The following is a 25,026-nucleotide window of genomic DNA, read 5'->3' as shown; positions in this document are numbered from 1 at the left end:
AATCTCTTTTGGGATAAGTGATGGTTGTTCCACGTTCTGACTCCGCATACTAGCGAGCCGAGCCTGTCACCCGCATGACTCCTGGATGACAACCTTGTAATCCTGCAAAATTGTCGCTAGGTGTGATGATTCGAGTTGCCGATTTAGGGTTGATGAATGGCTCTGGGGAGCAGGGTATGAAAAAAGCTTGCGGCTACCCCATAACACTTGCCTTGAGTAGCATCCATATTGCCATGCCAAGCATCATGAGGTTTTCAGTGAGCGATATAAATCCCAAGGGGACGTTACTCTCGCCACCTACACAGGCGCACTTGAGCTCTCTTTTGTCAATGTACACGGCTTTAAATACCGAGACGGCACCGACAATCCCTATGAAAAAGGCAATTGGTATCGATACAAAAGGCAATACTCCGGCTATCATTAGCAAGCCTGCCAGGCCTTCACCATAGGGATACACGTACCCGTAAGGCACCCATTTTTGGGCAAGAAGATCATAGTTAAGAAACATGGTCGAAAAGCTTTCGACATCACGTATTTTCAAATAGGCAAGACCACACATTGAAAAAGCGATGAACCACTCGAAAGTGCGTAAAGACAGCCATTGCCCTTCAACAACCGAAGCCGAACCCGTGGCCATCAGAAAGGTCATAGAAAACAGAGCAATAACGGGCCAGTAAGTTTGTTCATTTTTGTCTTTTGGTTCTTTCCTAAAATACACAAGTAGGTCGTCGTACCCACCGATTCGGTTACCTCCCAGAAAGGTCTGAGGAGTGGTTTCAACATTATGCTTGTGCTTAAAAGCTTCGGTTTCCTCGTGATTTTTAAGGTGATGATCTTCTACCTGGAACCCTTGGGTCTCTAATAAATGTTTCGATTTTAAGCCATAGGGACAGAGATGATCCTCCATCACCATCCGGTACAGTTCAGCTGTCTTGGTGCCTGACATCGGTGTTCCCTCCTTTATATGACTGATATGACTGAATGAACAGCGCTTGAGGTGTCCTTCTGATGATGATAGTAGTAGGCTCCTGTCTTAAACATGACCATAGGATTACATATATGTAATCCTATGGTCATGTTTCTGTTGGGAAGAGGCAGATAGTCTTGAAGGAAACCCGGCATATATTGATAGTAGGAGCGGTGAAGCGATGCGGCTATTGGTGGTCGAAGACGAAATCAAAACTGGCGATTATTTACAGCAGGGGCTGACCGAGGCAGGCTTTATGGTCACGCTCGCGCGCAATGGCCTCGACGGCCATCATTTGGCGATGACCGAAACTTTTGATTTACTGGTGCTGGACGTCATGCTGCCGGACGTCGACGGCTGGCGGATCGTGCAGTCGTTGCGCGAGGCTGGCCGTCAGACGCCAGTGCTGTTCCTAACCGCCCGCGACAGCGTGGATGACCGCGTTAAAGGCCTTGAATTGGGGGCTGATGATTACCTGGTCAAGCCCTTCGCTTTTGCCGAACTGCTGGCCCGGGTGCGCACTCTGTTGCGCCGCAGTGCGGTGCCGGTGATGACGGATCAGATCAGGGTCGCCGACCTCACCCTGGATTTGCCGCGGCACCGGGCCACGCGCGCCGGTCGCAGGATCAATCTCAGCCACAAGGAGTTTTGCCTGCTGGAACTGTTGGTCCGGCGGCAGGGTGAAGTATTACCGCGCTCCTTGATCGCCTCCCAGGTATGGGACATGAACTTCGATTCCGACACCAATGTGATTGATGTGGCCATACGGCGCCTAAGAGCAAAAATCGATGACGATTTTGAGCCCAAGCTGATTCACACCGTGCGTGGCATGGGTTACAAGCTGGAGGTTGAAGACGACCATGACGAAGGTTAGCCTCGTCCGGAGACGACCACTGTCACTCAACAGCCGGGTGATGCTGTTTGTCGCGATGGCTATCGGTTTCAGTTTACTGATGATCGGTTATCTCGTGCTGAATGAAGTAGAGCGCCATTTTGCTGAACAGGATGCCGACGAGTTGGTGGTGATTACTCGTGCTGTTGAAGACGCTCTACAATCGGCGAAAGATCAGGACTCGGCACCGGAGGGCGCCCTTGCGCGAGCTGTTTCTGGTCACCATGGTGTCTACTTTCAAGTGTGGGATGATGCGGGACGTTTGGTCTATGGTCCTGAGGAGGGTGGACCTTCGCCACAAGAAAACACCTATTCTCCTGTGAGCCGTATTCAGGTAGACAATCTTTATACCTGGCAAACTGATGGCAAAACCTACCGTGGCACTATCACGCATACCCGCATTGAAGACCAGAATTATCGCATCGTTGCTGCTATCGATATGGATTTCCATATCCACTTTCTGGAAAATTTTCGGCGCAGTTTGTGGATGATTATGGTGCTGGCAGGCGCGGTGACTCTCTTGGCGGCCTGGTATGGCGTGCACCAGGGGCACGCGCCCTTGCGCGAGCTGAGTGCGACAATGAGTGATATTCAGGCGGATCGCCTTCATGTGCGTCTAGACCCTAACACCGTTCCCCGGGAACTGCAAAACCTTGTCTGTTCCTTTAATCATATGATTGGCCGCTTGGAAGACAGCTTCGTTCGACTATCCTATTTCTCCGCCGATATTGCCCATGAATTGCGCACGCCTTTGACCAACCTGATCACCCAGACCCAGGTGGGTTTGGGTAAGTCCAGAAGCCTGGAAGAATATCGCGAACTGCTCTACTCGAATCTTGAAGAACAGGAGCGCCTGACCAAAATGGTCAACGACATGCTCTGGCTGGCCCAGAGCGAACACGGCCTGCTCAAGCCTGTCTGGGAACCGCTGGATCTGGCTCGGGAAGTGCGCGAGCTGTTCGATTTTTTCGAGGCCCTGGCGGAGGAAAAGCACATCCAATTGGTGTTGGAAGGAAAGGCACCGATTATACAAGGTGACCGCGCTATGCTGCGTCGCGCATTGTCCAATCTGCTGTCCAATGCAATACGCCACACACCAGTGGGAAGAAGTGTGCTGATCCGTCTGGATTCATCGGGCGAGGGTAGGGCGTTACTCAGCGTACAGAATCCGGGGCCAGAAATTCCAGCCGAGCATTTGCTCAGGATTTTCGACCGGTTTTACCGGGTCGATCCTTCCCGGCAACGCCAAAGCGAAGGTGCTGGCTTGGGGCTGGCTATCGTCAAGTCCATAGTCGAGGCCCATGAAGGAAACATCGCGGTGATCTCCGAACGCGGCGTCACGCGCTTTACGATCAGATTTCCCAGAACAGGTGATGCAGGGAATATTGCGATGCGTGGTTAGCATCGAAGGCTCGTGTCGAGAGAACTGTAAAATTGTGAACGTCAGTATTAGGCTGTTGATATTCAATAGGGATGGAGCATTTCTATAGTGCTGGTAGGATTTTGGTCAAGGCTGGTTGGCTCGCGGCCTTTGAATTGACCCGTTTTCAAAAAAAGGATTTATTTTTAAGAAATTTCTGAGCATGGTATTTTTCATGGTATTACCGATTAGCGGGAAAATAAGTCGTTGAATACAAAAGATAAAAATGGCTTATTGATAATCGAGTGGGAGTAGGCGACACACCCACCGGGTGAGAATAAGTGTTTTTTATTTCGGTTCACCAGAGTCAATGCCAATGCCGGATGCGGGCGTAACTGCTACCTGGGACAGGCGAAGCCCGATATGACGACGCCTGGAAAGCCAGTGGTGAACGCGCCGGATGCCGATCACAGGGCCCACAGCATTGGATAGAGTCTCAGGCAGCGGCAGCCGTGATAACCTGTGCGAAATTAGGCGTACAGGAGAGCAGGCTCTTGCTGAAGTGTGAAGTATTGGAACCCAACGGAACCGCCGATGCGGCGGTGATTTGGCTGCATGGCCTTGGCGCCAGTGGGCACGATTTCGTTCCGGTGGTACCTCATCTGGGCTTGCCGGCTGGCCACGGTGTGCGGTTCGTTTTCCCCCATGCACCTGAAATACCCATCACAATCAACGGCGGCATGGTGATGCCGGGCTGGTACGATATACTCGCGATGTCGATAGAGCGCGAGATTGACCTGGCGCAGATTGAATCGTCATCTGCCGCCGTTCGGGAGTTGATCCAGCGTGAACTGGATGCGGGGATCCCGAGTGAGCGCCTCGTGCTTGCCGGGTTCAGTCAGGGCGGTGCGGTCGCCTACCACACGGCGCTGTCCTATCCACGGCCCCTGGGGGGATTGCTGGCGCTCTCTACGTATTTCGCGACCGCAAGGGAGGTAAGCCTTTCGGCGGCAAACAAGGCCCTGCCGATTGATATTTTCCATGGCACCCGAGACCCCATGGTGCCGGAAACAATGGGCCACACCGCGAGCCAGATCCTGCAAAGCATGGGCTTCGCGCCACGGTACCGCAGCTACCCCATGCAACACGAAGTGTGCATGGAGGAAATTGAGGATATCGGGCGCAGCCTCAGGGATTGGCTGAAGCTGGCTTGAGCATCATCTCAACGTGCATTGAACGTAGTCGTTGATTCGCTCAATGAAGATGAGGCTCCGGGCCGAGCCGTCCTTCGGCTCAGCATTAAGGTGCTTGAGTCGCGGTGAGAGAGTGCGTCGGCACCGAGCCCGCTCGCGGTACCGGATTGATCATGGCATGACCAGCAAGTCACACTCCAGCTCGTCAAGGACTTTCTCGGCGGCGTTGTTGTTCAACATGGCCGACAGGCCTGAGCGCGCTGAAGTGCCCATGACCACCATGCCGGCATTGATTTCGCGCGCCGTTTTGATGATGGCATCGTGTGGCTCGTCCATGACGATGTGCACACGCTCCCCGGGAACGCCACAGGCGCGTATCAACGAGCCTCTGTCGGGCCGGTTGGCGAGGTCCTTGTAGGCACTGATGTAGTGTACTTCCGTATCTGTCTGCTCGAAAAACTCACGGCACATATCCAGGATCTTCTGGTTCAGCGTGCGATAGGCCTCCTGATCACCGCGCGTATCCAGCGCGGCCAGAATGATGTCGGCCTGATTGCTGCCATCACCCTTGACCAGCAGCACGGGGCAGCTGCACTCACGGATGAGTGTCCAGTCGGATGTTCTTTTCAGGCGACGTTGCGCCGTGGAGTGCCGGTGGGAGGATTTCACCACACCATCCACGTTGTGGCGCTCGGAGGCTCTTACCACGGCACGGTACCAGTCATTGTCCCACTCCACCTCAATGGCGACGGGTATGCCCTTGTCGCGCAGGGGTGCCGCGGCTTCCGTTAGTACCTGCTGTTGACCGGCAATGCGCTTCTCGATTTCGGCGTCCTGATTGTCACCACGCGACAGCTCACCGTGGATGCAGCAGTACACTCGCACTTCGGCATCCGTATTCTCTGCGATGGTGAGCATTCGTGCGAGGGCTGGCTGCTGTTCCTGGGTAGGATCATAAACCACAAGATAATGGGTGGTGCTCATGCAATGCCTCTCTTTTTGCAAGATGGTGTATTTCGGACGCTATGACCAATTTAACGGCCCTAAATCCATGATAAGCGCCCTGTTCTGGGTAGCGCTGTCCCGTGGCAACGTCGACCTTCTGAGCCGCAGGCCAGGCTCGGCCTGCGAGATACTGTGTTGTCCCACAGCCAGCGACGGGTGTCACCAATTTCTCCTGAAAGAATGATGTTTTCACGACATAGGTCAATTCAGGCAAGCACTGACTGTGGTCAGATGCGCGAGCCCGGCGCATGCCGGGAGTTATTCGCATCTGGATCTGAAATCATGAAGAAAACCAATCACTTGTGCAGCCGGGTTCGCAGCTCCCATGCTGTTGATGATGCGGCTTTAAACAACCCTCTCCGGATCGTCCCTGGCACCGTTCTCGGCCTGTTTTGCCTCGGCCAGAGTACGTTTGCTGGCGCTGCCGAGTCTGTGGTGCCGGGCTTCACGCAGCACCCGGTGGGCTACCTGGCGCTGGCCATCTTCGCCATCGCTTACGTCTTCGTGATGCTGGAGGAGAAGCTGCACCTGCGCAAGTCCAAGCCTGTGCTACTGGCCGCCGGTCTCATCTGGTTTCTTGTGGCAGGTTTTGCCGCACTGAGTGGCGATACGGAAAGCGCCAACGCCGCGTTGAAGCACAATCTGCTGGAATATTCGGAGCTGCTGTTGTTCCTTCTGGTGGCGATGACCTACATCAATGCGATGGAAGAGCGACAGTTGTTCGATGCCTTGCGCGGCTGGCTGGTCAGCAAGGGGTTCAGTTACCTGAGCCTGTTCTGTATTACCGGTTTGCTGGCGTTCTTCATTTCGCCGGTGGCAGACAACCTCACCACGGCGCTGCTGATGTGCGCCGTGTTGATGAAGGTGGGTGAGGACAGTCCGCGCTTCATCAGTCTGGGTTGTATCAACATCGTGATTGCCGCCAACGCGGGAGGAGCGTTTTCACCCTTCGGTGACATCACCACGCTCATGGTCTGGCAGAAGGGCGCCGTGGAGTTCACCGAATTCTTCAGGCTCTTCATACCCTCCGCGGTAAACTTCCTGGTGCCGGCCCTGGTTATGAGCTTTGCGGTACCGCGCCAGCCGCCGCGAGACGCCACGGAGCCTGTGATCATGAAGCGCGGTGCCCGGCGTACGGTAGTGCTGTTCCTGTTGACGATCACTACCGCGGTTCTGGGGCACAATTTCCTGCACCTGCCCGCCGTGGTCGGGATGATGATGGGGCTCGCTTACTTGCAACTGCTGGGCTATTACCTGCGTCGCAGTTTTGCGCGCGGCGTTGCCAGGGAGCGGTCCTGGGCTGAAGCGACACAGAACACGCGTTTGCTGGAACGGCTGGACAAGGCGGTGCCCTTTGATGTGTTCAACCCGATGGCGCGAACCGAGTGGGACACCCTGCTGTTCTTCTACGGCGTGGTGCTGTGTGTGGGCGGGTTGGGCTATATCGGCTACCTCTCGGAAGTGTCCGAAATGCTGTATACGGACTGGAGTGCGACCGGCGCGAATATTGCCGTGGGCTTCATGTCCGCAGTGGTCGATAACATTCCGGTCATGTTCGCCGTGCTGTCCATGGAGCCCGAGATGTCACAGGGCCAGTGGCTGCTGGTCACATTGACGGCCGGTGTTGGTGGTTCCATGTTATCGATTGGATCTGCAGCGGGTGTTGCGCTGATGGGGCAGGCTCGTGGCTATTACACGCTTGTGTCGCACCTGCGGTGGACGCCGGTCATCATGGTTGGCTACCTGGCATCAATCGCCACGCACATGTGGCTGAATGCGGCCCTGTTCTGAGTCGAAGCGGGGAAGGAACCTGTGCTTTATCCGCCGGAGACCTCTGCACCTTCGATAGTAATCCGCTCGTTTCTTACCGGGAAGTGACCGTCGAAGGTCAGGAACAGGGGGTCACCCGACAGAAGCGCTCCGGATTCGGGTAGGCGCTGCACATGTATATGCAGATGGGGTTCGGTGGTTTGTCCTGAATTACCCACGTTGCCAATCCACGCCCCTGACGCCACACGGTCGCCGGGCGCAACGCGCACACTGCCTTGCCTGAGGTGGGCCAGCAGTACGATCACGCCATCGCACTGGATGGCCACGTGATTGCCTTCGAGTCGGGAGGTGTCTGTGGTCGGCACCGGCATGTCCTGCTGCCCATCGAAAACCCGAATGACGGCGCCGGAGCAGGGCGCAAACACGGGTTCGCCGAAAATGGCATAGGCAGCTGGCCGCTCTGGCCGCCAGCCTGCGGCCCGGAGCCCGAGGCGATCGATCTTGATCAGGTCGACCCCATAGGACTGGCCTCGATAGTCCGCCTGGCGTGTTGTCGTCGGTTTCAGGGTCATGACATGGCCGTTCACCCGTGAATTCGCGCCGCCATTGGCGACCAGGTAGGTGCCGGGGCCCAGGGGGAAGCGCATCGCGGTCGCGGTGCCGCCGCTTGGAATCCAGCGGCCTGTTATGGCCTGCGTGGTCAGGGTCAGGCACAGCAGGCCGATAACAGCGAAAAGCAGCGTCCCCAGGGCGCTGGAGATTGAGCGGTCCCGGTGTTTGCGCGAGCGCAACCTGAGCCGCGACCCGCCAAGAACGATGCCGAACCAGACGGTGAGGTAGAGGTAGGGCGTCCACCAGGGCGATATCATCCACACGCCAATCAGCAGCAGTGTCGTTAACACCAACCCCGTCGCCAGGGCCTGTACCAGAAAGCCCACTCCGCCCGACAGCGGCCGGAAGGCGAGCCACGCGATCAAGGTGACCGGCAGTACGATCTGGGTGCCTATTGCGACAAGGTCCAGGGCACTCATGTCGGTGGGGCGTCGGGAAAGCGTATGGCGCTGACCCGGACCTTGAAAAAAGGAAAATAGGCGGCCGTACCGTAGTGATTGCCCGCGATCACGCAGGTCGGCAGACGGTAGCCTGCAAACTCCCGAAACTCGGACAGCTCGCCGCCGAACGGCTGTAGTTGATAGTGACGCTGCGGGTTTGCATCGCTCCAGCGCTGGAACAGGACGCGCACTGGCGCACCTTCCGCATTCACGTGCACATCGACAGCTTGTTCCAGCAGGCCATGGCGCACGGTTACCCGCGCGCAGTCTTCACCCAGCGCCTCCCAGGAAACGCCGTTGCCGGGAAGCAGGCTGGCAGGCGCCCACAGGACAGCGTCAGCCACCAGTCGGCCAAAGGATGAGCGAAGATGGTCAGGCCCCGTTGCGCGGGCCACGGGTATCAGGTTCCAGAGCCAGAAGCGTGTCCACGATTTCCCGGGTAGCGCGCCGTCGGAGCCGCTGATGGCGCCGGACGTCATCGACCACAGGAAGCCATGCGGAGAGGCCAGAATCTGGCGCGCCTGCAGGGGACGGTACTTGGGCGCTTCCTGCGCACCCAGGCCGATGTCACCCGCCATGTCGACGTCGACCACGGGGGCTAACGGTGTGCCGACTTTGATGGTGTAGTGGAAGTAGCGTTGTGCAGGTTCCGGCAGGCCGTCAACCATAGCGGCCTGAAAGACTTGGCGGGTACCGGCGTGCAGCGCAATCAGGCGTCGCCACACTGCCTCCTCGCGGCGCCGGTCCCATTGTCTCCAAGCGGCCAGCGTTGCGAGCAATACGGCCAGCGCTGTGAGGAAAAAACCGGGGGATAGCATTGCGTCCTCCACGCACACGGGTCTCAGAATCGACAGGACATTCCAATAGGCGGCTTCGCGCTGCAGCTGGGACAGCGTGGGCCTGGTTCAACAGCTCACAACGCGATCCTTGCCTTCATGTTTTGCCTGATAGAGTGCCTTGTCCGCATTCGCCAGGAGCTCGGTTTGAGAGGTCTCGCCGGTTGCCTGGGTTGTGCCTATGCTGCAGGTAACCCTGAGCGTCTCGCCAGATGTCAGCGTAAAGCGATGCTCGCGCAGGGCTTTGTTGAAGCGTTCAAGTGCGAGTACAGCCTGTGTCTGATCGCACTCCGGCATCACGATCAAAAACTCTTCACCCCCGAAACGACCGATCGTGTCCGACTCGCGGCTCAAGGTATTCAGCAGCGAACCAATGCCGCGCAGAACATCATCGCCCGCGAGATGACCGTGGGTGTCGTTGATGCGCTTGAAATCGTCGATATCGATCATCGCCACCGCCAGCGGTGTATTGTAGCGCTGGGCGCGCTTGAGCTCATTACCCAGAGTGTCCAGCGCGTAGGTGCGGCGGTACGTGCCGGTCAGCGGGTCTGCCACGGCGAGCGCTTCGAGCTGCGCCGTGCGCTCCTGTACTTTCTGCTCAAGCCTTGAATTGGCCTCAAGGATTTCCTCGCGCGCGCGGCGCAGTTGTTCATTCGCGCTGACCAGCCTGGCTCGGCTGGGAATGCTGATGGCAATGGGTAGCAAGCGCCACGCGACTATGGCAGTGAGTGCCGACACCACGCCAGTGGAGATCTTTGCGATACCTTCGATAAAGTAATAGCCGTGCCAGACGTTGATCAGAGAGATCAGGTGCGTGACGCCGCACAGAAAAATGAACGCGGCGAACATGAGAAATATGCGATCAAACGCAAGGTCGTCGCGCTTCTTGACCAGCCGGATCAGTAGTACCGGGATCGTGAAGTAGGCAAGCGTTGTGAGTATGTCACCTCCGACATGCATGAACAGCAGGTCCCCCCGCCATAGCAGACAGTGACCGTGGGGCATGAGGCTGCCGTCCAGTAAACGCTGTATCAAATCCATGCCACGCTTCCCTGTTGTCTCATGAATGCACCCGCCCTAACGCCGGGGCGCGCGAGCCGCGGCGCCCGACCCCTGTTCAGCAGTATAGAACAGGTGCGTCGGCTGCACGCGGTTGCGAAACAGCGTTGCGCGGAATCAATAGGGCCGCTGCTGGCAGCCCCGTTGCCGACACGGCACGCATCCGCAGCGCATTACGGCGTTACGAGGTATTTCTCGCCCGTGCGCATGGCGCGGTAATCCATTGCCGCGTCTTTTTCCAGCATCTGTTCCAGCGTGACCCGTTCCTTGTAGTGGCTGGCGAAGGTGGTGGTCAGATTGTCGAGGACGCGTTTGCGCATACGCTGCACCGTTTCCATCCCGGCCTTTTGCAGGAAGGGGAACAGCAACCAGCCCGAGAGGGTGAACCCGAAGCCGTAGGAAGGAGTCAGTATGGTGGCGCCGAGGTCGAGACGTCCGTAGATGTACATCTTCTTTTCCTGGTTGGAACCGTAGCGGCTGAACTCCGTCATTTTAGCCACGGCGACTTGCTCCATCGCCTTGAAGACGTTGTCGGAGTTGTTGCCGCCACCAATCGGGTCGAAACCGAGGTAGGCGCCGGTTTGCTCGATCGCCGCGCGCAGTTGCGCCATGTAGTCAGCATCCGACGAGTTGACCACGTATTTCGCCCCCTGCCCCTTGAGCAGGTCCACCTGCTCCTGTTTCCGCACGATGTTGACCAGCTCCAGGTCGTCCTCAAGGCATATCCGCTGCAGCATCTGGCCCAGGTTGGAGGCGGCTGCCAGGTGAACCATCGCCGTGTGCCCCTCCATTTTTGCCGTCTCGACAAAACCGAGGGCGGTCATTGGATTGACGAACGCCGATGCGCCATGCTCGCATGAGTTCTCCCCCAGTGGCAGGCACATCTTGGCATCGGCGATGGCGTATTCAGAGAACGCATTGCCGGGCACGCAAGCGACGCGCTGGCCGAGCAGCGCCTTGGCTGTCGGGCTCTCTCCGGTTGCCACCACGGTGCCCGCGCCCTCATTGCCTACCGGCATGCGCTGACCGTGGCGCCCTTTGGAGCCGCTGAGGAAGGGTTCCGGCATTTTCGCCACGACCTTCCCCGGGGAATATTTGGCGTTCTCCAGATCCGCCGCGCTGAACAGCAGCGCGAGGTCCGATGGGTTGATCGGCGCGGCTTCCATCCGGACCAGCACCTGATCGCCCTTGGGATCCGGGAAGGTGCTGGTGGCAATTTCCACCGTGAGGGTGCCGTTCTTCTCCAGGGTGGTGAAAACCTGCTTTCCGGTTGTGCTCATCGTTGCTCTCCTGATCGTGTACGTGATGGGTTTGGCGAGGGGGCTGGCCGCGCCAAACCAGGGCGCCTAGCCTATCACGGAATTGACGGGATGATGGTCAGGGTGTCCGGCAACGGCGGCTGCAAACCCGGTCACGACGGCCTTGAGCGGTGTGCAGGTAGCGCAATCACCCGTTTGTACTAGGAGTCCGGTGCGCGCAGGCGTTAAGCTTGTGGCTGTTTTTTGCATCCACACAGGGGAAATGCGTCATGGCAAGATTGGAAGGCAAAGTCGCCATCGTTACCGGGGCCGCCCGGGGCATGGGGGAGGCGACCGCAAGGCTGTTGGTGGAGCAGGGCGCCTGCGTGGTGTTGGGGGATGTTCTGGATGAGCCGGGCCGCAAGGTGGCCGAAGAACTTGGCGAGAAGGCGGTGTATGTTCATTTGGACGTCACCGACAAGGCGCAGTGGCTGGCGGCAGTCGAAGCCAGCAAGCAGTTCGGCACGCTCAATGTGCTGGTCAACAACGCGGCGATCCTGATCCACAAGACCATCATGGATACCACCGAGGAGGAGTTCATGGCGGTGGCCCGGGTCAACCAGTTGGGCGTGTTTCTCGGCATGCAGTCGGTGTTTCCCAGCATGAAGGCGGGCGGCGGTGGCTCCATAATCAATATCTCGTCGATCGACGGCTTCCAGGCAAAGAACTCCCTGGTGGCCTATGCCGCCAGCAAGTGGGCGGTGCGCGGCATGACCAAAACCGCCGCCCTGGAGATGGGCAAGTACAACATCCGGGTCAACAGCGTGCATCCCGGGGGGATCTACACCGATATGCATGGCAAGGACTTCATGACCCGCGAGCAGGCAGATGCCACCTACGCAAACCAGGCCTTGCCGCGCGTCGGGATGCCCAGCGAAGTGGCCGCAGTCACTGTGTTCCTCGCCGGGGATGAGGCCAGCTTCAGCACCGGTTCGGAGTTCATGGCCGACGGTGGTTGGCACGCAGGTAGCGTGTTCACGGCCCTGCCCCAGTTGTAGGGTGCGCGCGCCAGCTGCCCGTCGGGTTGCGGCGTGCTAGCGGATTTCGAAGCGGAACCCGGCGTAGAGCGCTCGCTCCTGCGCCGGTTCGATACCGTCTGAGCGCACCCGGCTGTAGTAATCCTGATCCAGCAGGTTGTTGACGCCGCCGTACAGGGTCCAGCGGTCACGGTGGCGGTACTCTATGCTGAAGTCCAGCACTTCGTAGGCCGGTATTTCTCCGTCAATTCTGCTGGCACCCGTGCCGCTTGCGAGGTTGGAGTCCTGCCAGTATTGCTCGCCGACCAGACTGGCAGTGAGCGCCGCGTTCCATGGCCCACGGTCAACGATAAAACCGGTGCGAATCAGGTAGTCGGGTGCAAACGCGGTGCTGTTGCCGATCAGGTCAGCCTCCAGGCTGCGGGTGATTTCGGTGTCCAGGAGCGAGCCGTTGGCGAACAGCTTTAAAGTGTAGGCGGCATCGGCAACCAGGTGGTATTCCACACCGAACTCAATGCCCTGGTGCCGCGAGTCGCCACTGTTGACGCGCTCCACATCGCTGATGTTGACCTGAATCTGTTCGATCTTGTCCTCGAAATCGATGCGAAACAGGCTCAGGTCGAACAGCAGCCCGTCGCGTGGCTCGCTGCGGTAACCGATCTCATAGTTGACTGCACGCGAGATATCCGGGTTGTTGCTTCCCGCCAGTTCCGAGGACGGATTGATCAGGTCATCAAACCGCTGTGGGCGGTAGGACTCCGAGACATTGGCATACAACTCGGCGTGTTCGCCGGACTGGTACATCAGCCCCAGGCCGAAAAGCGCCTCGTGATAGGTTCTGTCAGTGTCGATGGCATCACGATTCAGGCTTGCATTCTTCACCGGTTCACGCAGGTCGTAGTTGATGCGCTCCAGGCGCAGCGTGGGCACCACGCTCAGCTTGCCCAAGCGAAACAGGTTCTCGAAAAACAGCGCGTTGTAGGTGAGCACACGGTCCTGGCTGAAGGCGAGGTCCTCCGGATTCTGCGCACTGGATCGAATGTCATCGCTGACGTGACGCGTGCGCGGGCTGTCGCCCAGGTACGCGGTTGTGCCCGCGGTGAGTACGTTGTTCTCCCCCCAGGACAGGGCGTAGCGCAGGTCGAGCCCATAGTTGGCAAACTCCTGCTCGTCAATCGCCGTGGTGTCGGGTTCATTTGCCGGGTCCGTGAACATGGCCGAGCGTCGGCTCAGGCGGTCCATGGAAGAGTACCAGGCGCTGGCATCCAGTGTGGACGAGGCATTGATCTGCTGACCATACGTCAGTGTGGCGATGACCTGGTCAATCTCGACTCGGTTGAAGGGCGATTTCACCAGATCGCGGTCGGTGGCGTATTCCTGGGAGGTCAGCCGGCCCGCCTCGCCCGAGTCGGACTGGTAGAGATCCAGGTCGAAGCCCAGGCGGATGTCCTGCAAGCCCTCCCAGGCGATGCCCAGGTAGCCGGCATTGACGCGGTAGTCCTCATTGGTTCGAGGCCCGTCGGCGCTGCGATGGTCGAACGAGGCCAGGACGCCGATGTCGCCCTGGGACCAGTTCACTTCGTTATAAGTGCTGTACAACCCGTCGCTACCCATTGCCTGGTCCGTGCTGAAGGCAGTTTCGGCATCGGCATCCGCGCGCCGTGTCACCAGATTGAGTACCGGTCCGACCTGTGGCCCATACAGCAGGCCGCCACCGCCGCGCACGAATTCAATGCGTTCGACTCGCTGGGCGGCAGGCATATAGTAAATCGTCGGATAACCGAACAGGTCAGCCGCGAGTGGTATGTTGTTCTGGAAGAAGGCGACGTATTCCGACTCGTGTGGGTTGCCCAGGCCCCGGTAGTTGATGTTGTAGATACTGGGGATTTTCTGGTCGGATACGAACAGGCCGGGCAGTCGCGAGAACATTTGCCGCAGGTTTGGTTCGACAAACACGGGCTGCTCGCCGAGGTCGACAAAGCTTGTTTTCTTGCCCTCGAAGATCTTGCCGTCCTGCAGGGCAGGGAGGGTGCCCGAGACCCTGGCGTCAGTCGGTAGCCCGTATACGTTGACGACTTCGAGGGTGTCCGGGTCTGTGGCGGCGGAGAAAGCGGTGAATGAACAGGTACCCAGCAGAAGGCCCGCTGCAAAACGCGCTGTGAACATCGCGATATCACTCTCTGATGCGAACGAAAATGAGAATGATTATATTTAAAATGAAGTGCAATGCAATGGGGCGATGCGCGCCCTGCAGTCGTAATGCCTATCGGTGCGCCGGTATTTTCCGCCTCAGGTCATTGCGGAAACCATGGACTCAATCTCCTCCTGGTGCTCTGTGAGCAGCGTGTGCAGCTTGCCTGCATCCATGCGCATGCGCGCCAGCGAATCCAGGTCGCCCAGTTGCTTTGCAGCATCCACACCCGCGCGGGCAATGATATTGGCGACCAGCAGCAGGTCGCTGAGATCTGCAGCGTCAATGCGATTTTTGTCCTTTACCTCCTGCTCATCTACCGCAATGGCAATGGTATCGGGGAACTCCCAGGCCTCCACAATCGCGCGCGCCACGCCGGTATGCCACTGGTTCAGCAGGGCGCGCAATGCAGCGCGGTCAGTGAACAGGTCCGGGTGGTCAGAGGCCTTGGTGAAAATGTAGAACTTGCCCACCGAACTCAGCAGCCCGGCCAGCATCGCCTCGTCCGGCTTGCTGACGCTGCGCACATTTTTGGCAAGCAGGTAGGCGATTGACGCCACCCGAACGCTCATGCGGCGCAGTTCGTTCAACTCACCGAAGCAGGCGCTGCCGGGGGGCACTTTGAACGCTTCACGTGCCGCAAACGAGGTCGCCGCGTTCTGCACCATGGTCATGCCCACGCGCGAGATGGCCGTGGGTATGTCGGTAACTTCAATGGGCCCGCGCCGCACCATCGCGGAATTGGCCATGCGCATCAGCCGCGCCGCGAGCGCAGGCTCTTTGGCGATGATGGCGGCGAGCGCCCGGTTATCCGCCGCGGGATCCTGAATGCATTCGCGCACCTTGACGGCGGTATCGGGAAACGGCGGCAGGTCGAACTCGCCCTTTTGCAGTTCGGCGCCAAGCTGCTTGACGAACGCCAGCGCAGCGAGGTCGATGGGGGAAGGCCCCGCAGGTTGCACTGCGGCGTCCTCGGGTTCCTTGAAGGGGTTGACGTGTTTTGAGGAGGTTTGTTTTATGTCGTTTTTCATTGCAGGCGCCCTGAGTCATGCTTAACCATGTTTTCGTAGAGTATAAGATAAAACACGACGGTTCAGTGACGGTGGAAGTGGGTTCATTGCGGGCAGGGGACGTATGTCAGGATCGCTCGGCGAGTGGCGGATTTTTCGCTTGAAATGTGTCCATATGTCCAATAATATGGACATATGAACATCGACAAGGCGTCAATCGTATTCAACGCACTCTCACAGGAAACGCGGCTGCGCGCTTTCCGCTTGTTGGTGCAGGCGGGGCCGACGGGTCTTCCCGCTGGCGCGCTGAGTGAAGCCCTGGGCACGCCGCACAATACGCTGTCCTTCCATCTCAATCATCTCTCACAGGCGGGCATTCTCTCCTCGCGGCGGGAAGGGCGCTCGATTATCTACAGTGCGGACTTTCAGGCCACACATGAGCTCATCACCTTCCTGGTGAAAGACTGCTGCAGTGCGGACTTCGCGACCATTCGCGAGGACAGTACATCCGCCTGTTCCATTATTGAGCTGGCACAGTGCTGTGACCCGCCATCTCCTGACGCGTCATGACAGCGTGCAGGCCATACCTGAGCGTGTCGATCGGCGGCGTTCATGCGAGCTTTGGTGACATTCCTGGAAGGGTAGTTGTATGAAGAAGGTGCTTGTTCTCTGTACGGGCAATTCCTGCCGATCCATCATGGCCGAGGCCATGATCAATCAGTTGGGGGAGGGGCGATATACCGCCGTCAGCGCCGGCAGTGAGCCAGCGGGCTACGTGCACCCGGGCTCCATCGCGGCCCTCCAGCGCCATGGCTTCGGCGTGGGTGAACCCCGCAGCAAGTCTTGGGATGAGTTCGCCGATCAGGCGTTCGATATCGTCATCACGGTCTGCGACCGCGCCGCGACGGAAAGCTGTCCCGTGTTTATCGGGAACGTGGCAAAGAAACACTGGAGCACACCGGATCCTGCCAGCGTTCAGGGGAGCGAGGAGGAGGTGGCTAAAGCATTTGACAATGCCCTCACCCTGCTGAGGGACCGCATAGAGAAGGAACTACCATGAGCAGTGCCAACACTTCGTCCATGGGCTTGTTCGAGCGCTACCTCTCACTCTGGGTCGCGCTGTGCATCGCGGTTGGCATTGCCGCCGGCGTCGCCCGTCCCGGTGTTTTTGCTGCTATCGCCGCTTTTGAGTATGCGAGCGTGAATCTTGCGGTGGCCGTCTTTATCTGGGTGATGATCTTCCCCATGATGGTGAATGTCGATTTCGCTTCACTGCGCGATGTAGGCAAGCGCCCCAAAGGTCTGTGCATCACCCTCGTCGTCAACTGGATCGTCAAGCCATTCACGATGGCTGCCCTGGGGATCTTCTTTTTTGAGTCTGTGTTCGCCGGTCTTGTGGACCCGCAAACGGCCCAGGAATATATTGCCGGGATGATACTGCTCGGTGTCGCACCCTGTACGGCGATGGTGTTTGTCTGGAGTCAGCTGGTGCGAGGCGATGCCAACTACACGCTGGTGCAGGTGTCGATCAACGACCTGATCATGGTGTTCGCCTTTGCACCACTGGCCGCCTTGCTGCTGGGCGTGACCGACATCGTTGTGCCCTGGGATACGCTGCTGCTCTCGGTGGTGCTGTATGTTGTTGTGCCGCTGGTCGCGGGTTACTTCACACGCAGCATGCTTGATGGCGGCGGCAGCGATGAACGTATCAGTGCCTTCACTGCAAGACTGAAACCCTTCTCGATTATCGGGTTACTGGCAACCGTCGTCCTGTTGTTCGGCTTTCAGGCACAGACGATTCTGGACAAGCCGCTGGTGATTGCGCTGATTGCGGTACCCCTGCTGATTCAAAGCTACGGGATCTTTTTCATCGCCTACGGCTGGGCTTACCTGTGGCGTGTGCCTTTCAGCACAGCAGCGCCTGCCGCCCTGATTGGCACGTCGAACTTCTTCGAGCTGGCGGTTGCGGTGGCTATCAGCCTGTTTGGGCTGCACTCGGGTGCTGCGTTGGCGACTGTGGTGGGTGTGCTGGTGGAAGTGCCGGTCATGCTGTCGCTGGTCGCGCTGGCGAACCGTACGCGTGGTTATTTCGCCTAGTTGGATCAAAGGGGTCCCGTTGCCGTGAGCGCTGACCCCCACGCAGGTAGTTGTCAAACCCGGCTTTTGCCGGCCTCTCTCAGCTGATCGACAATCCGCTGGTCTCGGCCGTAGACATCCCGGCGGAACACCACGTCATCACCGACCGCGAATGCGGTGAAGTAGACAAGGTAAACCGGTATCGGATCCTTCAGGTAAGCGGTTGTGGTTTCGCCGGATTCAAACAGTCGATCTACCTGCGTCAGGTAGTTGCTCTTGTCGTGGTTCAACACCCACTCGATGAGCTTGCGTGGCTCAGCGAGGCGAATGCAGCCGGAGGAGAAGGTGCGCTCGGATTTCCTGAAGAGTGCCTTGTCGGGCGTGTCGTGCAGGTACACGCTGTGTTGATTCGGCAGCATGAACTTTACCTTGCCGAGGGCATTGTGGTCGCCCGGTAGCTGGCGCAGGGTGAACTGCCCGGGCCGCACCGTCTGCCAGTCTACTTCCGTCACGGGAACGAATTCCTGGCTGCCCGCCAGTCGTGCCTGGTAGCCTGCCGCTGCCAGCGGGGCCGGATCCTGCCGCAGCAGCGGCAGTTTGTCCTTGACGGCGATGCTGTAGGGAACATTCCAGTAGGGAAAAAACACCAGATACTGCATATCTTCGGTAAAGATCGGGGTTTCGCGGTACGGACGACCGACAATGATGTCCATTGTCAGCGCCTCCGCGTTGTTTTCGATGACCCGCATCTGGAATGCCGCGATATTCACCCGGATATAGGTTGAGGGGGTGTCTCGCGGCAGCCATCGCCAGCGCTCGAGGTTGGCATCCAGACGATCAATCCACGAGAATCGCGTGGCATTGAGAACTTCCAGGGTGGCGTTGCCCACAATGCCGTCTGCCTCAAGCCCCGCCCCCTGCTGAAACGTGACAACGGCCTGCCTGAGTTGTTCATCGAAGGTGCCGGAGTGCTCGCCAGGTCCCAGCAGCCTTTCCTGCAGCTGTGCCACCCGCGGGCCGCTGGCGCCGGGTTTCAGGGCGGGGCCGCCATCCACAGGGCGGCTGGTGGCGTCTGCTGCGGTGGACAGTTCAGCGCGCTTTGCCACCAACGCCCAATATTCCGGCGTTTGCGGCCACAGGGCATGCAGCAGGTCACTGAGCCCCTTGCCCTGTGCTACCAATTGCTGCAGCAGGCCTCTGGGATCAATGGACTCACGTTCCAGGTACCACTGGTCGTCCACCTGTGCCACGGCACCGCGGTAGCGGTCTCGCACCTGCGACAGCAAGGCATCGGTGTACAGTACATCCAGCTGTGTTTCCGGCAGGGTGCCCGCCAGCAGTTCATCGTAGTGGTAGCGATGCAGCGCAAGGCCGTGGTCAGCGGAGCGCAGTATCTCGCGTTGCAGGTCTGTGCGCAGCGAGGCCAATGGCCCATCGGCGAACCACAGGGGCTGGTACTGGTAGTCGCCATAAATGGCCGAGAGGTCATCCACGTTGCGCACCAATGATGCAGTGCTTGCGTGATTGCCACCGTTCAGGTTTTCAATTTCCAGGCGCAGGAACTCACTGTTTGCGGCAAACCCCAGCTGGGTGACGCAACTGAGGAACAGCGAGAGCAAGAGATGCGTTTTCAGATGGTCTATCCCTAATGACTTCATGCCATCACGATAGCACAAACCGACTTTTATCTGTGCAGGCACGTGTCAGCACGGTTTTTTACGGTGGCAGTGCCGTTACACAGGCCCGGCCTGTTGTATAGTGATTGCCGGGCACAACACGGATTCGGGCAGAAGATCACCATGCCAGGAGAGTTCCTCATGCCAGCGCTCCGCCGTCACCGGTGGCAAGGGTATGTCCTAGACAGGGCGCGGGCGGCTGTGTGTTGCTGTCTTGTCGCTGTGTGGCTGACACCGGCCTCAGCAAGCACCGTGCGGGACAGCGTTGATGGATCGGTTGCAGAAACGGCGGCGGAGACTGCGGAGAGCCCCTGGTTGCTGACGCCGGTACTGAGCAGCAACCCCAAGCTGGGCACATCGTTTGGCGGCATGGCGGCATACATCAAGCAGTTTCATCCCCAGGCGCCGCCCTCCACCTTTGGCGGCATGGCGACCTACAGTACCACCGATTCCTATGCCTACGGCGTTTTTGCGCGCGCCTACCTGGGGCCTGACAAGCATCGTATTGCACTGGCGCTCGGTGGTGGCAAGGCCAATAATCGCTATGAAAATTTCCTGGGCTCCGGCCTGACGGCAGAAACGACCGACCAGATCAATGCCCTTTACGGCAGCTACCTGATGCGGGTCAGTAAGCACTGGTACGTCGGTGGCCATGCCGTGGTCAATCGCTACGGGATGTTTGGTGGCAACGAAATGGCCAGTCTCGTCCTCGACGCTCTTGAGCTGGGGGGGTTCAACTCCAATGCGGTTGGCTTGAAAGCACAGTACGACACGCGGGACAACACGCAGTCCCCCGGCAGCGGTTCCTACCTCCGGTTGAGCCAGCTGGCCTATCGGGAGGCGCTGGGCGGCGATGTGTCGTTCGACATCTTCCTCGCCAGCTTCAGCCGCTATCTGGCGCATGGACGCGGCTCAGTGCTGGCGACCAACCTGTCCACGCGGATGACGGGGGACGCGCCGCCCAGTGGCTATTCAACGCTTCGTACGCGCGGATATATCCCCGGGGAATTCAGGGCACCAAATTCCCTGGCCCTCGAGGTTGAGGAGCGACACTACGTGGCGCCGCGTTGGCGCTTGGCGGCGTTTGCCTCCCTGTCCTGTCTGTTTGATGACGCGGGCGATTGCTCGGAGGAGGAAAGCCTGTATCCGGCAGTCGGTTTCGGGGTGCATTTCGTGATTCGGCCCGAGGACAAAATGATCGTGCGGCTCGATGCTGCCTGGGGAGAGGCGGGCAGCCACGGTGTGTACATGAGCTTTGGACAGGCTTTCTAGGGTCAGGCGCTACGGGCGCACCGATCACCCGGCTGCACGTTGCCTGATGCGCACACCGTCCCCAAGGCTTGAGCCCGGATACAGCACAATCGTGTCCCCCGCTTGCAGGCCCTCCAGTACCTCCGCGTCAATACCGTTGTTGCGTCCAATCGTAACGGGGGTCAAGCGGGCTTTGCCGCCCTCCTCGCGGAATACAGCCCAGTCGCTGCCGTGCCTGAACAGTGCGCTCGCAGGCAGTTTCAGGACGTTGTCGGCTTCCCAGATGATAATCCTGGCCTCAACACGGTAGCCGTGGCCCAGTGCGCGACGTGCGTCTGCGGGCTCTGTAAACTGCACGATCGTATTCACGCGCTGCTCCTCCACGCCCAGCGCGGAAAACTTGGTGAAGCCCAGCGGGTCTACGCGCTCCACAACGCCGTGCAACGTTGCCGGTCCGCCCCAATCCTCGAGGATCACCGGGTCCCCCGGGGACACCTTGACGGCGTCCGTAGACAGCAGTTCCACCACCACTTCGAGGTCGTTCTCGATATTGCCGATCTCGAGAATGGCGGTGCCGGCCGGTAAGGTTGTTTCGCTCTCCTGCAGCACGCGCAACACGCGCCCTGTTGCCGGGGCATACAGGGGGATGGCCTCGCGCTGCGTGAGTATCGCCCCCGCGGGCGCATCCGCATCCTGAAAGCTGATCAGGCTTGCGCGCGCGTTGGCGAGCTGCGCTTCGCGCATTGCGATAGCCGCCTCCGCGGTACCCAGCACAGCCTCGGCACTGCGCGCCGCGCGCACCGCGCGGTCCAGGTCCGCTTCGCTGACCATGGCATTTCCGCGCAAACGTCGCACGCGCTCTAGGTCGGTCTTTGCCAGATCACTGTCGGCAACGGCCTTGTTCAGCTCAGCGCGCGCCAGCCGCAGGGCGGCCTCGGCGGCGGCAACTTCGGTCAGGGCCTGCTCCCGGGTGCGTATGTTCAGTGCATCGGGGTTGCTGGGCAGCATTTGCGCCACAACGGTCTGGTTGTGCACAACCGCATCGCCGGGCAGGACCTCGACGCGCTGCAGGCGACCGGCAACGGGGGTCGCGAGCACGTAGGCATCGTGCACACGAGTGCGTCCCTCTTCGTCGATGGTGACCCTCATCGTCCCACGTTCTACGACAGCCAGGTCCACCAGCAGTGGCCGCGGCCAGAAGGCGAAGACCAGCGAGGCCGCGACGATCAGGCCCGCTGTGAGGCTGATGATTGGTCTGGAGTGCTTTCTGGTCATGATGCTATTCCCGTGCCTTGAGTGCCGATACCAGATCGGTGCGGTCCAGGTCCCTCTTCACAAGCCAGCCCGAGAGAGTGGCTGCGGCGATGACGGCAAGTGCTGCAGCGCCGTAGCCGGCCGGTTGGACCGTGGCCGGAATCTGGTAGAGATCGGTACTGAAACCCGCCGCGACCGCAAACGACAGGTAATAGCCCAGCACCGCGCCCAGTGGCAAGGCAGCCAGTGTAACCAGTGCGAGTTCACCGAGCAGCACAAACGCAGCCTCACGGTGCGAAAAGCCGATGACGCGCAGACTGGCCAGATCCCGGGCGCGCTCGGCGTAGGCGATGCGTGCTGCATTGTAGATGATGCCGAAGGTGATGATTCCAGCCACCGCCATCATGATATAGCGCATGGCTCCCGCACCCGAATCCATTTGGGTTTGCAGGGCATTTCTGGCGTCCTGTTTCAGGCTCACGCTCGCCACTGCCGGCATGTCCTTGAGCCCGCGGTAGACAGCGTTCTGGTGGGTACTGTCCAGGCGCAGGTAAGCACCGGATACGCGGTTTGGCTCTCCCAGTGCGCGGTTGAGTGCGGACAGTTCCATATAGGCTGGCGAACCCAGCAGGGTTTGTGCGATGCCCGTCACCGGTATGCGCAGCGTCGGCCGCCTGCCTTCGCGGACCTCCAGCGTCAGCAGATCTCCCACCCGTACCTGGAGGATATCTGCCAGCGCCTCCGCGAGCACAATGCCTCCGGCCTGCAGCGGCACAGCCGCCATGCCGCTGTCCACTGCCCGGTACAGGCGTGCGTCGGTCGTCAGACCGCTGACGACGCCCAGGTGGCGCTGGACACCGTGTCGCAACACTGCAGACACATGGCGAGCGGGTTGTGCGTCAAGGACGCCGGGCATACGGCGCAGGTTATCCAGCGCGGTATCGGACAGCGGTTCGTTGAAGGTGACGCTGACGTCACTCTGGTCGATGACATTAAAGGTCAGGTCGATCGCCTGGTTGAAGCCATTCATGATGCCGATCATGGCGACCGATAGCGCCATGCCAGCCGCGATACCGCCAGCCGCGCCCGCCATACGTCCGGGCTGTCGGGTCAGGCGGCGCACCACCATCCGGCTGGGTTGGTCCAGCACCGACTGCAGGGAGCGGGCAAGGTCGCCGAGAGGGCGGTAACGGGGCGGGGCGGGTGGCTGCATCGCTGCCGCCGGGGTCAGGCGAAAAACACGCCTCAGGACCGTAACCCCTCCGGCAGATGCGGCACCGATACTGACGCTGAATGCGGCGATGAAGGATACCGGATCAAGCTGGAAAATCAGGAAGGGGAATTTGAAATAGAGAAGATACAGGTCAATCAGGGCGCGTCCGGCGAGAATGCCCAGTACACAGCCCACGGTTGCTCCGCCGGCGGCGATGGCGAGAATCAGCTTGAAGTAATGTCCTGCGGTTTCGAGATTGCTGTAGCCAAAGGCCTTCAGCAGGCCGATCTGCCCACGCTCAGCCTCCACCATGCGGAAAATGACGATGTAAAGCAGGAAGGCGGCGACGGCGAGGAAAATCGGCGGTACCGCTGCCGCGGTCGCGCGCAGGCTGGCGATCTCTTCGCTGATGAACCGGTTTGATCCGTGGTCTGCCACGGTGTAGGCGCCGAAGCCGCCATAGGGCTCAAGCAGGCGATCGACCGCATGGATCACCGCAGACGGTTCCGCGCCCCGGCCAATGGACAACAGCGCTTCGTTAAAGGCCCCTTCCAGGTCATAGGCCGCTGCCAGGGTCTGCATGCTGATCCACATGACACCGTAGCGTGCATCGTCAGACATCAGCTCTCCGGGTGCCGTTGTGTAGAGAAATTCCGGCGCCTGCGCGAGACCGACGATGCGCAGCGTGTGGCGGGCGCCGTTCAGGGTAATGTCCAGCGTATCTCCGGGTCGCAGGCTGTGTGCCTCGGCAAAACCTTTGAGCAGCAGGATTTCGTCGTGGCGATCACTTTGCGGGGCGCGACCGGCGCTCAGATAAAAGCCGTTCAAACGCGGTGTGTGGAATTCGGGCAGGGATACGACCCTAGCGCGCAGCGGGATGTCCAGCCCCGGCAGGTCGATCAGCGCATGCCCGGTGATGCGTCCCTCTACCGCGGCGACGGAGGGCAGTGCACTGAGCTCCGCGAGGAGATGTCGAGGCGCGCGCTTCACCGGTGCAAACACGTCAGCCAGGCGGTATCGCTCGTAGTAGGCTCGCCGGGTTTCGTCCAGGGAGGTCACCAGGCCAGACATCATCACCAGCAGCAGAACACCGACGGCTATGACCGCGCCAATCGCCGCCGCCTGACCCTTGATCCGCCAGAGGTCCCGGACCAGCTTGCGATCCAGGGGCGTCACGGCCGGCTCACCATTCGATCTCGCTGGGGTCGCGCTTGTCAGGATTGCGCTGGATATCCCGAATGCGGCCGTCGGCAAAGTGAATGACCCGGTCTGCCATGTCCGCCGTTGCTGCCGCATGGGTCACAATCAGCACCGTAGCGCCCAGCTGTTCGTTGACCTCCTTGAGCACCCGCAGCACGGCCCGTCCCGTATTGCTGTCCAGAGCGCCGGTGGGTTCATCGCAGAACAGGACGTTGGGCTGTTTCGCCACAGCGCGTGCGATGGCGACGCGTTGCTGCTCACCCCCGGAGAGTTGGCTCGGAAAACTGTCGCCGCGATCACCCAGCCCCACCAGGTCCAGGGCATGGGCAGGGGGCATGGGGTCGCTGGCGATTTCTGTGACAAGTTCGATGTTTTCCTGGGCAGTGAGTCCCGGCATCAGGTTGTAGAACTGGAAGACGAAGCCCACGTGATCCCTGCGGTAGCGGGTGAGTTGCGCATCCGTCATTGCCGCAAGATTCTGGCCCTGGAACAGCACGTCGCCCCGGCTGGCCCGGTCCAGTCCGCCGAGGATATTCAGTAGCGTCGATTTGCCGCTGCCCGAGGGGCCGAGCAGTACCACCAGTTCGCCGGCTGGAATGTCGATATCCACGCCACGCAGGGCCTGCACCTCGGTCGCGCCCTCGCCGTACACTTTCCAGACATCCCGCGTTGTGAACGCATTCCGGGATGGGTTTCCTGATTGCTTGTCCATCGTGTCACCTTCCGATGATCCGCCGCTGCGGACA

At 59.6% G+C, this 25,026-nt stretch carries 21 protein-coding genes; 9 read left to right on the top strand and 12 right to left on the bottom strand.

The genetic code is table 11. The features are described from left to right. Positions 1 to 193: 193 nt before the first annotated feature. Positions 194 to 946, bottom strand: coding sequence for a glutaredoxin (locus AACZ17_RS08590; protein ID WP_339638110.1), 753 nt, complete (start codon positions 944 to 946; stop codon positions 194 to 196). Between the two features lie 202 nt (positions 947 to 1,148). On the opposite strand from AACZ17_RS08590, the gene AACZ17_RS08585 reads away from it, so the two are divergent. The 3 genes from AACZ17_RS08585 to AACZ17_RS08575 all read left to right on the top strand — a co-directional run bounded on the left by AACZ17_RS08585 (position 1,149) and on the right by AACZ17_RS08575 (position 4,433). Further along, positions 1,149 to 1,841, top strand: coding sequence for a heavy metal response regulator transcription factor (locus AACZ17_RS08585; RefSeq protein WP_008250617.1), 693 nt, complete (start codon positions 1,149 to 1,151; stop codon positions 1,839 to 1,841). Continuing rightward, entirely contained in the window at positions 1,828 to 3,261 is a 1,434-nt protein-coding gene (locus AACZ17_RS08580; protein WP_190766946.1) for a Cu(+)/Ag(+) sensor histidine kinase, read from the top strand. Before AACZ17_RS08585 ends, AACZ17_RS08580 begins: the two co-directional genes overlap by 14 nt. 512 nt (positions 3,262 to 3,773) lie before the next feature. Next, the gene (locus AACZ17_RS08575) at positions 3,774 to 4,433 is read left to right on the top strand and encodes a carboxylesterase (RefSeq protein WP_290745219.1); all 660 of its coding nucleotides are present in this window, start codon (positions 3,774 to 3,776) and stop codon (positions 4,431 to 4,433) included. Positions 4,434 to 4,583: 150 nt separating this feature from the next. Here the strand turns inward: AACZ17_RS08575 and AACZ17_RS08570 are convergent, their stop codons facing one another. Further along, positions 4,584 to 5,396, bottom strand: coding sequence for a universal stress protein (locus AACZ17_RS08570; RefSeq protein ID WP_290745222.1), 813 nt, complete (start codon positions 5,394 to 5,396; stop codon positions 4,584 to 4,586). A 303-nt stretch (positions 5,397 to 5,699) separates the two neighbouring features. Between AACZ17_RS08570 and nhaD the strand changes: the two genes are divergently transcribed. Beyond that, positions 5,700 to 7,208, top strand: a complete 1,509-nt coding sequence (gene nhaD / locus AACZ17_RS08565; protein ID WP_290745225.1) for a sodium:proton antiporter NhaD — start codon at positions 5,700 to 5,702, stop codon at positions 7,206 to 7,208. A gap of 26 nt (positions 7,209 to 7,234) precedes the next feature. Here the strand turns inward: nhaD and AACZ17_RS08560 are convergent, their stop codons facing one another. From AACZ17_RS08560 to AACZ17_RS08545, 4 genes are all read right to left on the bottom strand, one after another. Then, positions 7,235 to 8,218, bottom strand: a complete 984-nt coding sequence (locus AACZ17_RS08560) for a M23 family metallopeptidase (protein ID WP_290745228.1) — start codon at positions 8,216 to 8,218, stop codon at positions 7,235 to 7,237. Further along, entirely contained in the window at positions 8,215 to 9,057 is an 843-nt protein-coding gene (locus AACZ17_RS08555; protein ID WP_290745231.1) for a DUF6544 family protein, read from the bottom strand. Before AACZ17_RS08555 ends, AACZ17_RS08560 begins: the two co-directional genes overlap by 4 nt. 87 nt (positions 9,058 to 9,144) lie before the next feature. Continuing rightward, positions 9,145 to 10,116 carry a sensor domain-containing diguanylate cyclase gene (locus AACZ17_RS08550; RefSeq protein WP_290745234.1) on the bottom strand — a complete coding sequence of 324 codons (972 nt, stop codon included), beginning with the start codon at positions 10,114 to 10,116 and terminating at the stop codon, positions 9,145 to 9,147. 191 nt (positions 10,117 to 10,307) lie between these two features. After that, positions 10,308 to 11,414: a zinc-binding dehydrogenase gene (locus AACZ17_RS08545; protein ID WP_290745237.1), complete on the bottom strand. Its 1,107-nt coding sequence runs from the start codon at positions 11,412 to 11,414 to the stop codon at positions 10,308 to 10,310. A gap of 248 nt (positions 11,415 to 11,662) precedes the next feature. Here AACZ17_RS08545 and AACZ17_RS08540 point away from each other — a divergent pair, with 248 nt between their 5' ends. Continuing rightward, positions 11,663 to 12,430, top strand: coding sequence for a glucose 1-dehydrogenase (locus AACZ17_RS08540; protein ID WP_290745239.1), 768 nt, complete (start codon positions 11,663 to 11,665; stop codon positions 12,428 to 12,430). 36 nt (positions 12,431 to 12,466) lie between these two features. Here the strand turns inward: AACZ17_RS08540 and AACZ17_RS08535 are convergent, their stop codons facing one another. Together AACZ17_RS08535 and AACZ17_RS08530 are read right to left on the bottom strand one after the other, a co-directional pair. Beyond that, on the bottom strand, positions 12,467 to 14,575 hold the full coding sequence (locus AACZ17_RS08535) for a TonB-dependent receptor (RefSeq protein ID WP_290745242.1): 2,109 nt from the start codon (positions 14,573 to 14,575) through the stop codon (positions 12,467 to 12,469). 123 nt (positions 14,576 to 14,698) lie between these two features. After that, on the bottom strand, positions 14,699 to 15,631 hold the full coding sequence (locus AACZ17_RS08530; RefSeq protein WP_290745245.1) for an HDOD domain-containing protein: 933 nt from the start codon (positions 15,629 to 15,631) through the stop codon (positions 14,699 to 14,701). Between the two features lie 174 nt (positions 15,632 to 15,805). Between AACZ17_RS08530 and AACZ17_RS08525 the strand changes: the two genes are divergently transcribed. The 3 genes from AACZ17_RS08525 to arsB all read left to right on the top strand — a co-directional run bounded on the left by AACZ17_RS08525 (position 15,806) and on the right by arsB (position 17,707). Then, complete coding sequence (locus tag AACZ17_RS08525) at positions 15,806 to 16,180, top strand: helix-turn-helix transcriptional regulator (RefSeq protein WP_290745248.1); 375 nt, start codon at positions 15,806 to 15,808, stop codon at positions 16,178 to 16,180. A gap of 79 nt (positions 16,181 to 16,259) precedes the next feature. Beyond that, the gene (locus tag AACZ17_RS08520) at positions 16,260 to 16,670 is read left to right on the top strand and encodes an arsenate reductase ArsC (RefSeq protein WP_290745251.1); all 411 of its coding nucleotides are present in this window, start codon (positions 16,260 to 16,262) and stop codon (positions 16,668 to 16,670) included. 20 nt (positions 16,671 to 16,690) lie between these two features. Then, positions 16,691 to 17,707 (top strand): ACR3 family arsenite efflux transporter, encoded by a 1,017-nt coding sequence (arsB, locus tag AACZ17_RS08515; protein ID WP_290745429.1) that lies wholly within the window; start codon positions 16,691 to 16,693, stop codon positions 17,705 to 17,707. A 53-nt stretch (positions 17,708 to 17,760) separates the two neighbouring features. Here the strand turns inward: arsB and AACZ17_RS08510 are convergent, their stop codons facing one another. Beyond that, positions 17,761 to 19,344, bottom strand: coding sequence for a L,D-transpeptidase family protein (locus tag AACZ17_RS08510; protein ID WP_290745254.1), 1,584 nt, complete (start codon positions 19,342 to 19,344; stop codon positions 17,761 to 17,763). Positions 19,345 to 19,614: 270 nt separating this feature from the next. Here AACZ17_RS08510 and AACZ17_RS08505 point away from each other — a divergent pair, with 270 nt between their 5' ends. Next, positions 19,615 to 20,634 (top strand): BamA/TamA family outer membrane protein, encoded by a 1,020-nt coding sequence (locus AACZ17_RS08505; protein WP_290745257.1) that lies wholly within the window; start codon positions 19,615 to 19,617, stop codon positions 20,632 to 20,634. Positions 20,635 to 20,658: 24 nt separating this feature from the next. Here AACZ17_RS08505 and AACZ17_RS08500 read toward each other — a convergent pair whose 3' ends face one another. The 3 genes from AACZ17_RS08500 to AACZ17_RS08490 are packed head-to-tail and all read right to left on the bottom strand — an operon-like array spanning position 20,659 to position 24,992. Beyond that, positions 20,659 to 21,888 carry an HlyD family efflux transporter periplasmic adaptor subunit gene (locus AACZ17_RS08500; RefSeq protein WP_290745261.1) on the bottom strand — a complete coding sequence of 410 codons (1,230 nt, stop codon included), beginning with the start codon at positions 21,886 to 21,888 and terminating at the stop codon, positions 20,659 to 20,661. Positions 21,889 to 21,892: 4 nt separating this feature from the next. Beyond that, the gene (locus AACZ17_RS08495) at positions 21,893 to 24,256 is read right to left on the bottom strand and encodes an ABC transporter permease (RefSeq protein ID WP_290745264.1); all 2,364 of its coding nucleotides are present in this window, start codon (positions 24,254 to 24,256) and stop codon (positions 21,893 to 21,895) included. Positions 24,257 to 24,263: 7 nt separating this feature from the next. Continuing rightward, positions 24,264 to 24,992 (bottom strand): ABC transporter ATP-binding protein, encoded by a 729-nt coding sequence (locus AACZ17_RS08490; RefSeq protein WP_290745267.1) that lies wholly within the window; start codon positions 24,990 to 24,992, stop codon positions 24,264 to 24,266. Between the last annotated feature and the right edge of the window lie 34 nt (positions 24,993 to 25,026).

Source organism: uncultured Haliea sp., from assembly GCF_963973825.1.
In the GTDB taxonomy this organism is placed as follows: Bacteria; Pseudomonadota; Gammaproteobacteria; order Pseudomonadales; family Halieaceae; genus Haliea.
Note: the sequence above shows the minus strand (reverse complement) of the source record. Positions and strands in the feature narration are given on the sequence as shown.

Excerpts from the sequence above, each read along its gene's own strand:
- AACZ17_RS08590 (WP_339638110.1), bottom strand. The coding sequence starts at position 946 with ATGTCAGGCACCAAGACAGCTGAACTGTACCGGATGGTGATGGAGGAT.
- AACZ17_RS08585 (WP_008250617.1), top strand. The coding sequence starts at position 1,149 with ATGCGGCTATTGGTGGTCGAAGACGAAATCAAAACTGGCGATTATTTA.
- AACZ17_RS08580 (WP_190766946.1), top strand. The coding sequence starts at position 1,828 with ATGACGAAGGTTAGCCTCGTCCGGAGACGACCACTGTCACTCAACAGC.
- AACZ17_RS08570 (WP_290745222.1), bottom strand. The coding sequence starts at position 5,396 with ATGAGCACCACCCATTATCTTGTGGTTTATGATCCTACCCAGGAACAG.
- nhaD (WP_290745225.1), top strand. The coding sequence starts at position 5,700 with ATGAAGAAAACCAATCACTTGTGCAGCCGGGTTCGCAGCTCCCATGCT.
- AACZ17_RS08560 (WP_290745228.1), bottom strand. The coding sequence starts at position 8,218 with ATGAGTGCCCTGGACCTTGTCGCAATAGGCACCCAGATCGTACTGCCG.
- AACZ17_RS08555 (WP_290745231.1), bottom strand. The coding sequence starts at position 9,057 with ATGCTATCCCCCGGTTTTTTCCTCACAGCGCTGGCCGTATTGCTCGCA.
- AACZ17_RS08550 (WP_290745234.1), bottom strand. The coding sequence starts at position 10,116 with ATGGATTTGATACAGCGTTTACTGGACGGCAGCCTCATGCCCCACGGT.
- AACZ17_RS08545 (WP_290745237.1), bottom strand. The coding sequence starts at position 11,414 with ATGAGCACAACCGGAAAGCAGGTTTTCACCACCCTGGAGAAGAACGGC.
- AACZ17_RS08540 (WP_290745239.1), top strand. The coding sequence starts at position 11,663 with ATGGCAAGATTGGAAGGCAAAGTCGCCATCGTTACCGGGGCCGCCCGG.
- AACZ17_RS08535 (WP_290745242.1), bottom strand. The coding sequence starts at position 14,575 with ATGTTCACAGCGCGTTTTGCAGCGGGCCTTCTGCTGGGTACCTGTTCA.
- AACZ17_RS08530 (WP_290745245.1), bottom strand. The coding sequence starts at position 15,631 with ATGAAAAACGACATAAAACAAACCTCCTCAAAACACGTCAACCCCTTC.
- AACZ17_RS08525 (WP_290745248.1), top strand. The coding sequence starts at position 15,806 with ATGAACATCGACAAGGCGTCAATCGTATTCAACGCACTCTCACAGGAA.
- AACZ17_RS08520 (WP_290745251.1), top strand. The coding sequence starts at position 16,260 with ATGAAGAAGGTGCTTGTTCTCTGTACGGGCAATTCCTGCCGATCCATC.
- arsB (WP_290745429.1), top strand. The coding sequence starts at position 16,691 with ATGGGCTTGTTCGAGCGCTACCTCTCACTCTGGGTCGCGCTGTGCATC.
- AACZ17_RS08510 (WP_290745254.1), bottom strand. The coding sequence starts at position 19,344 with ATGAAGTCATTAGGGATAGACCATCTGAAAACGCATCTCTTGCTCTCG.
- AACZ17_RS08500 (WP_290745261.1), bottom strand. The coding sequence starts at position 21,888 with ATGACCAGAAAGCACTCCAGACCAATCATCAGCCTCACAGCGGGCCTG.
- AACZ17_RS08490 (WP_290745267.1), bottom strand. The coding sequence starts at position 24,992 with ATGGACAAGCAATCAGGAAACCCATCCCGGAATGCGTTCACAACGCGG.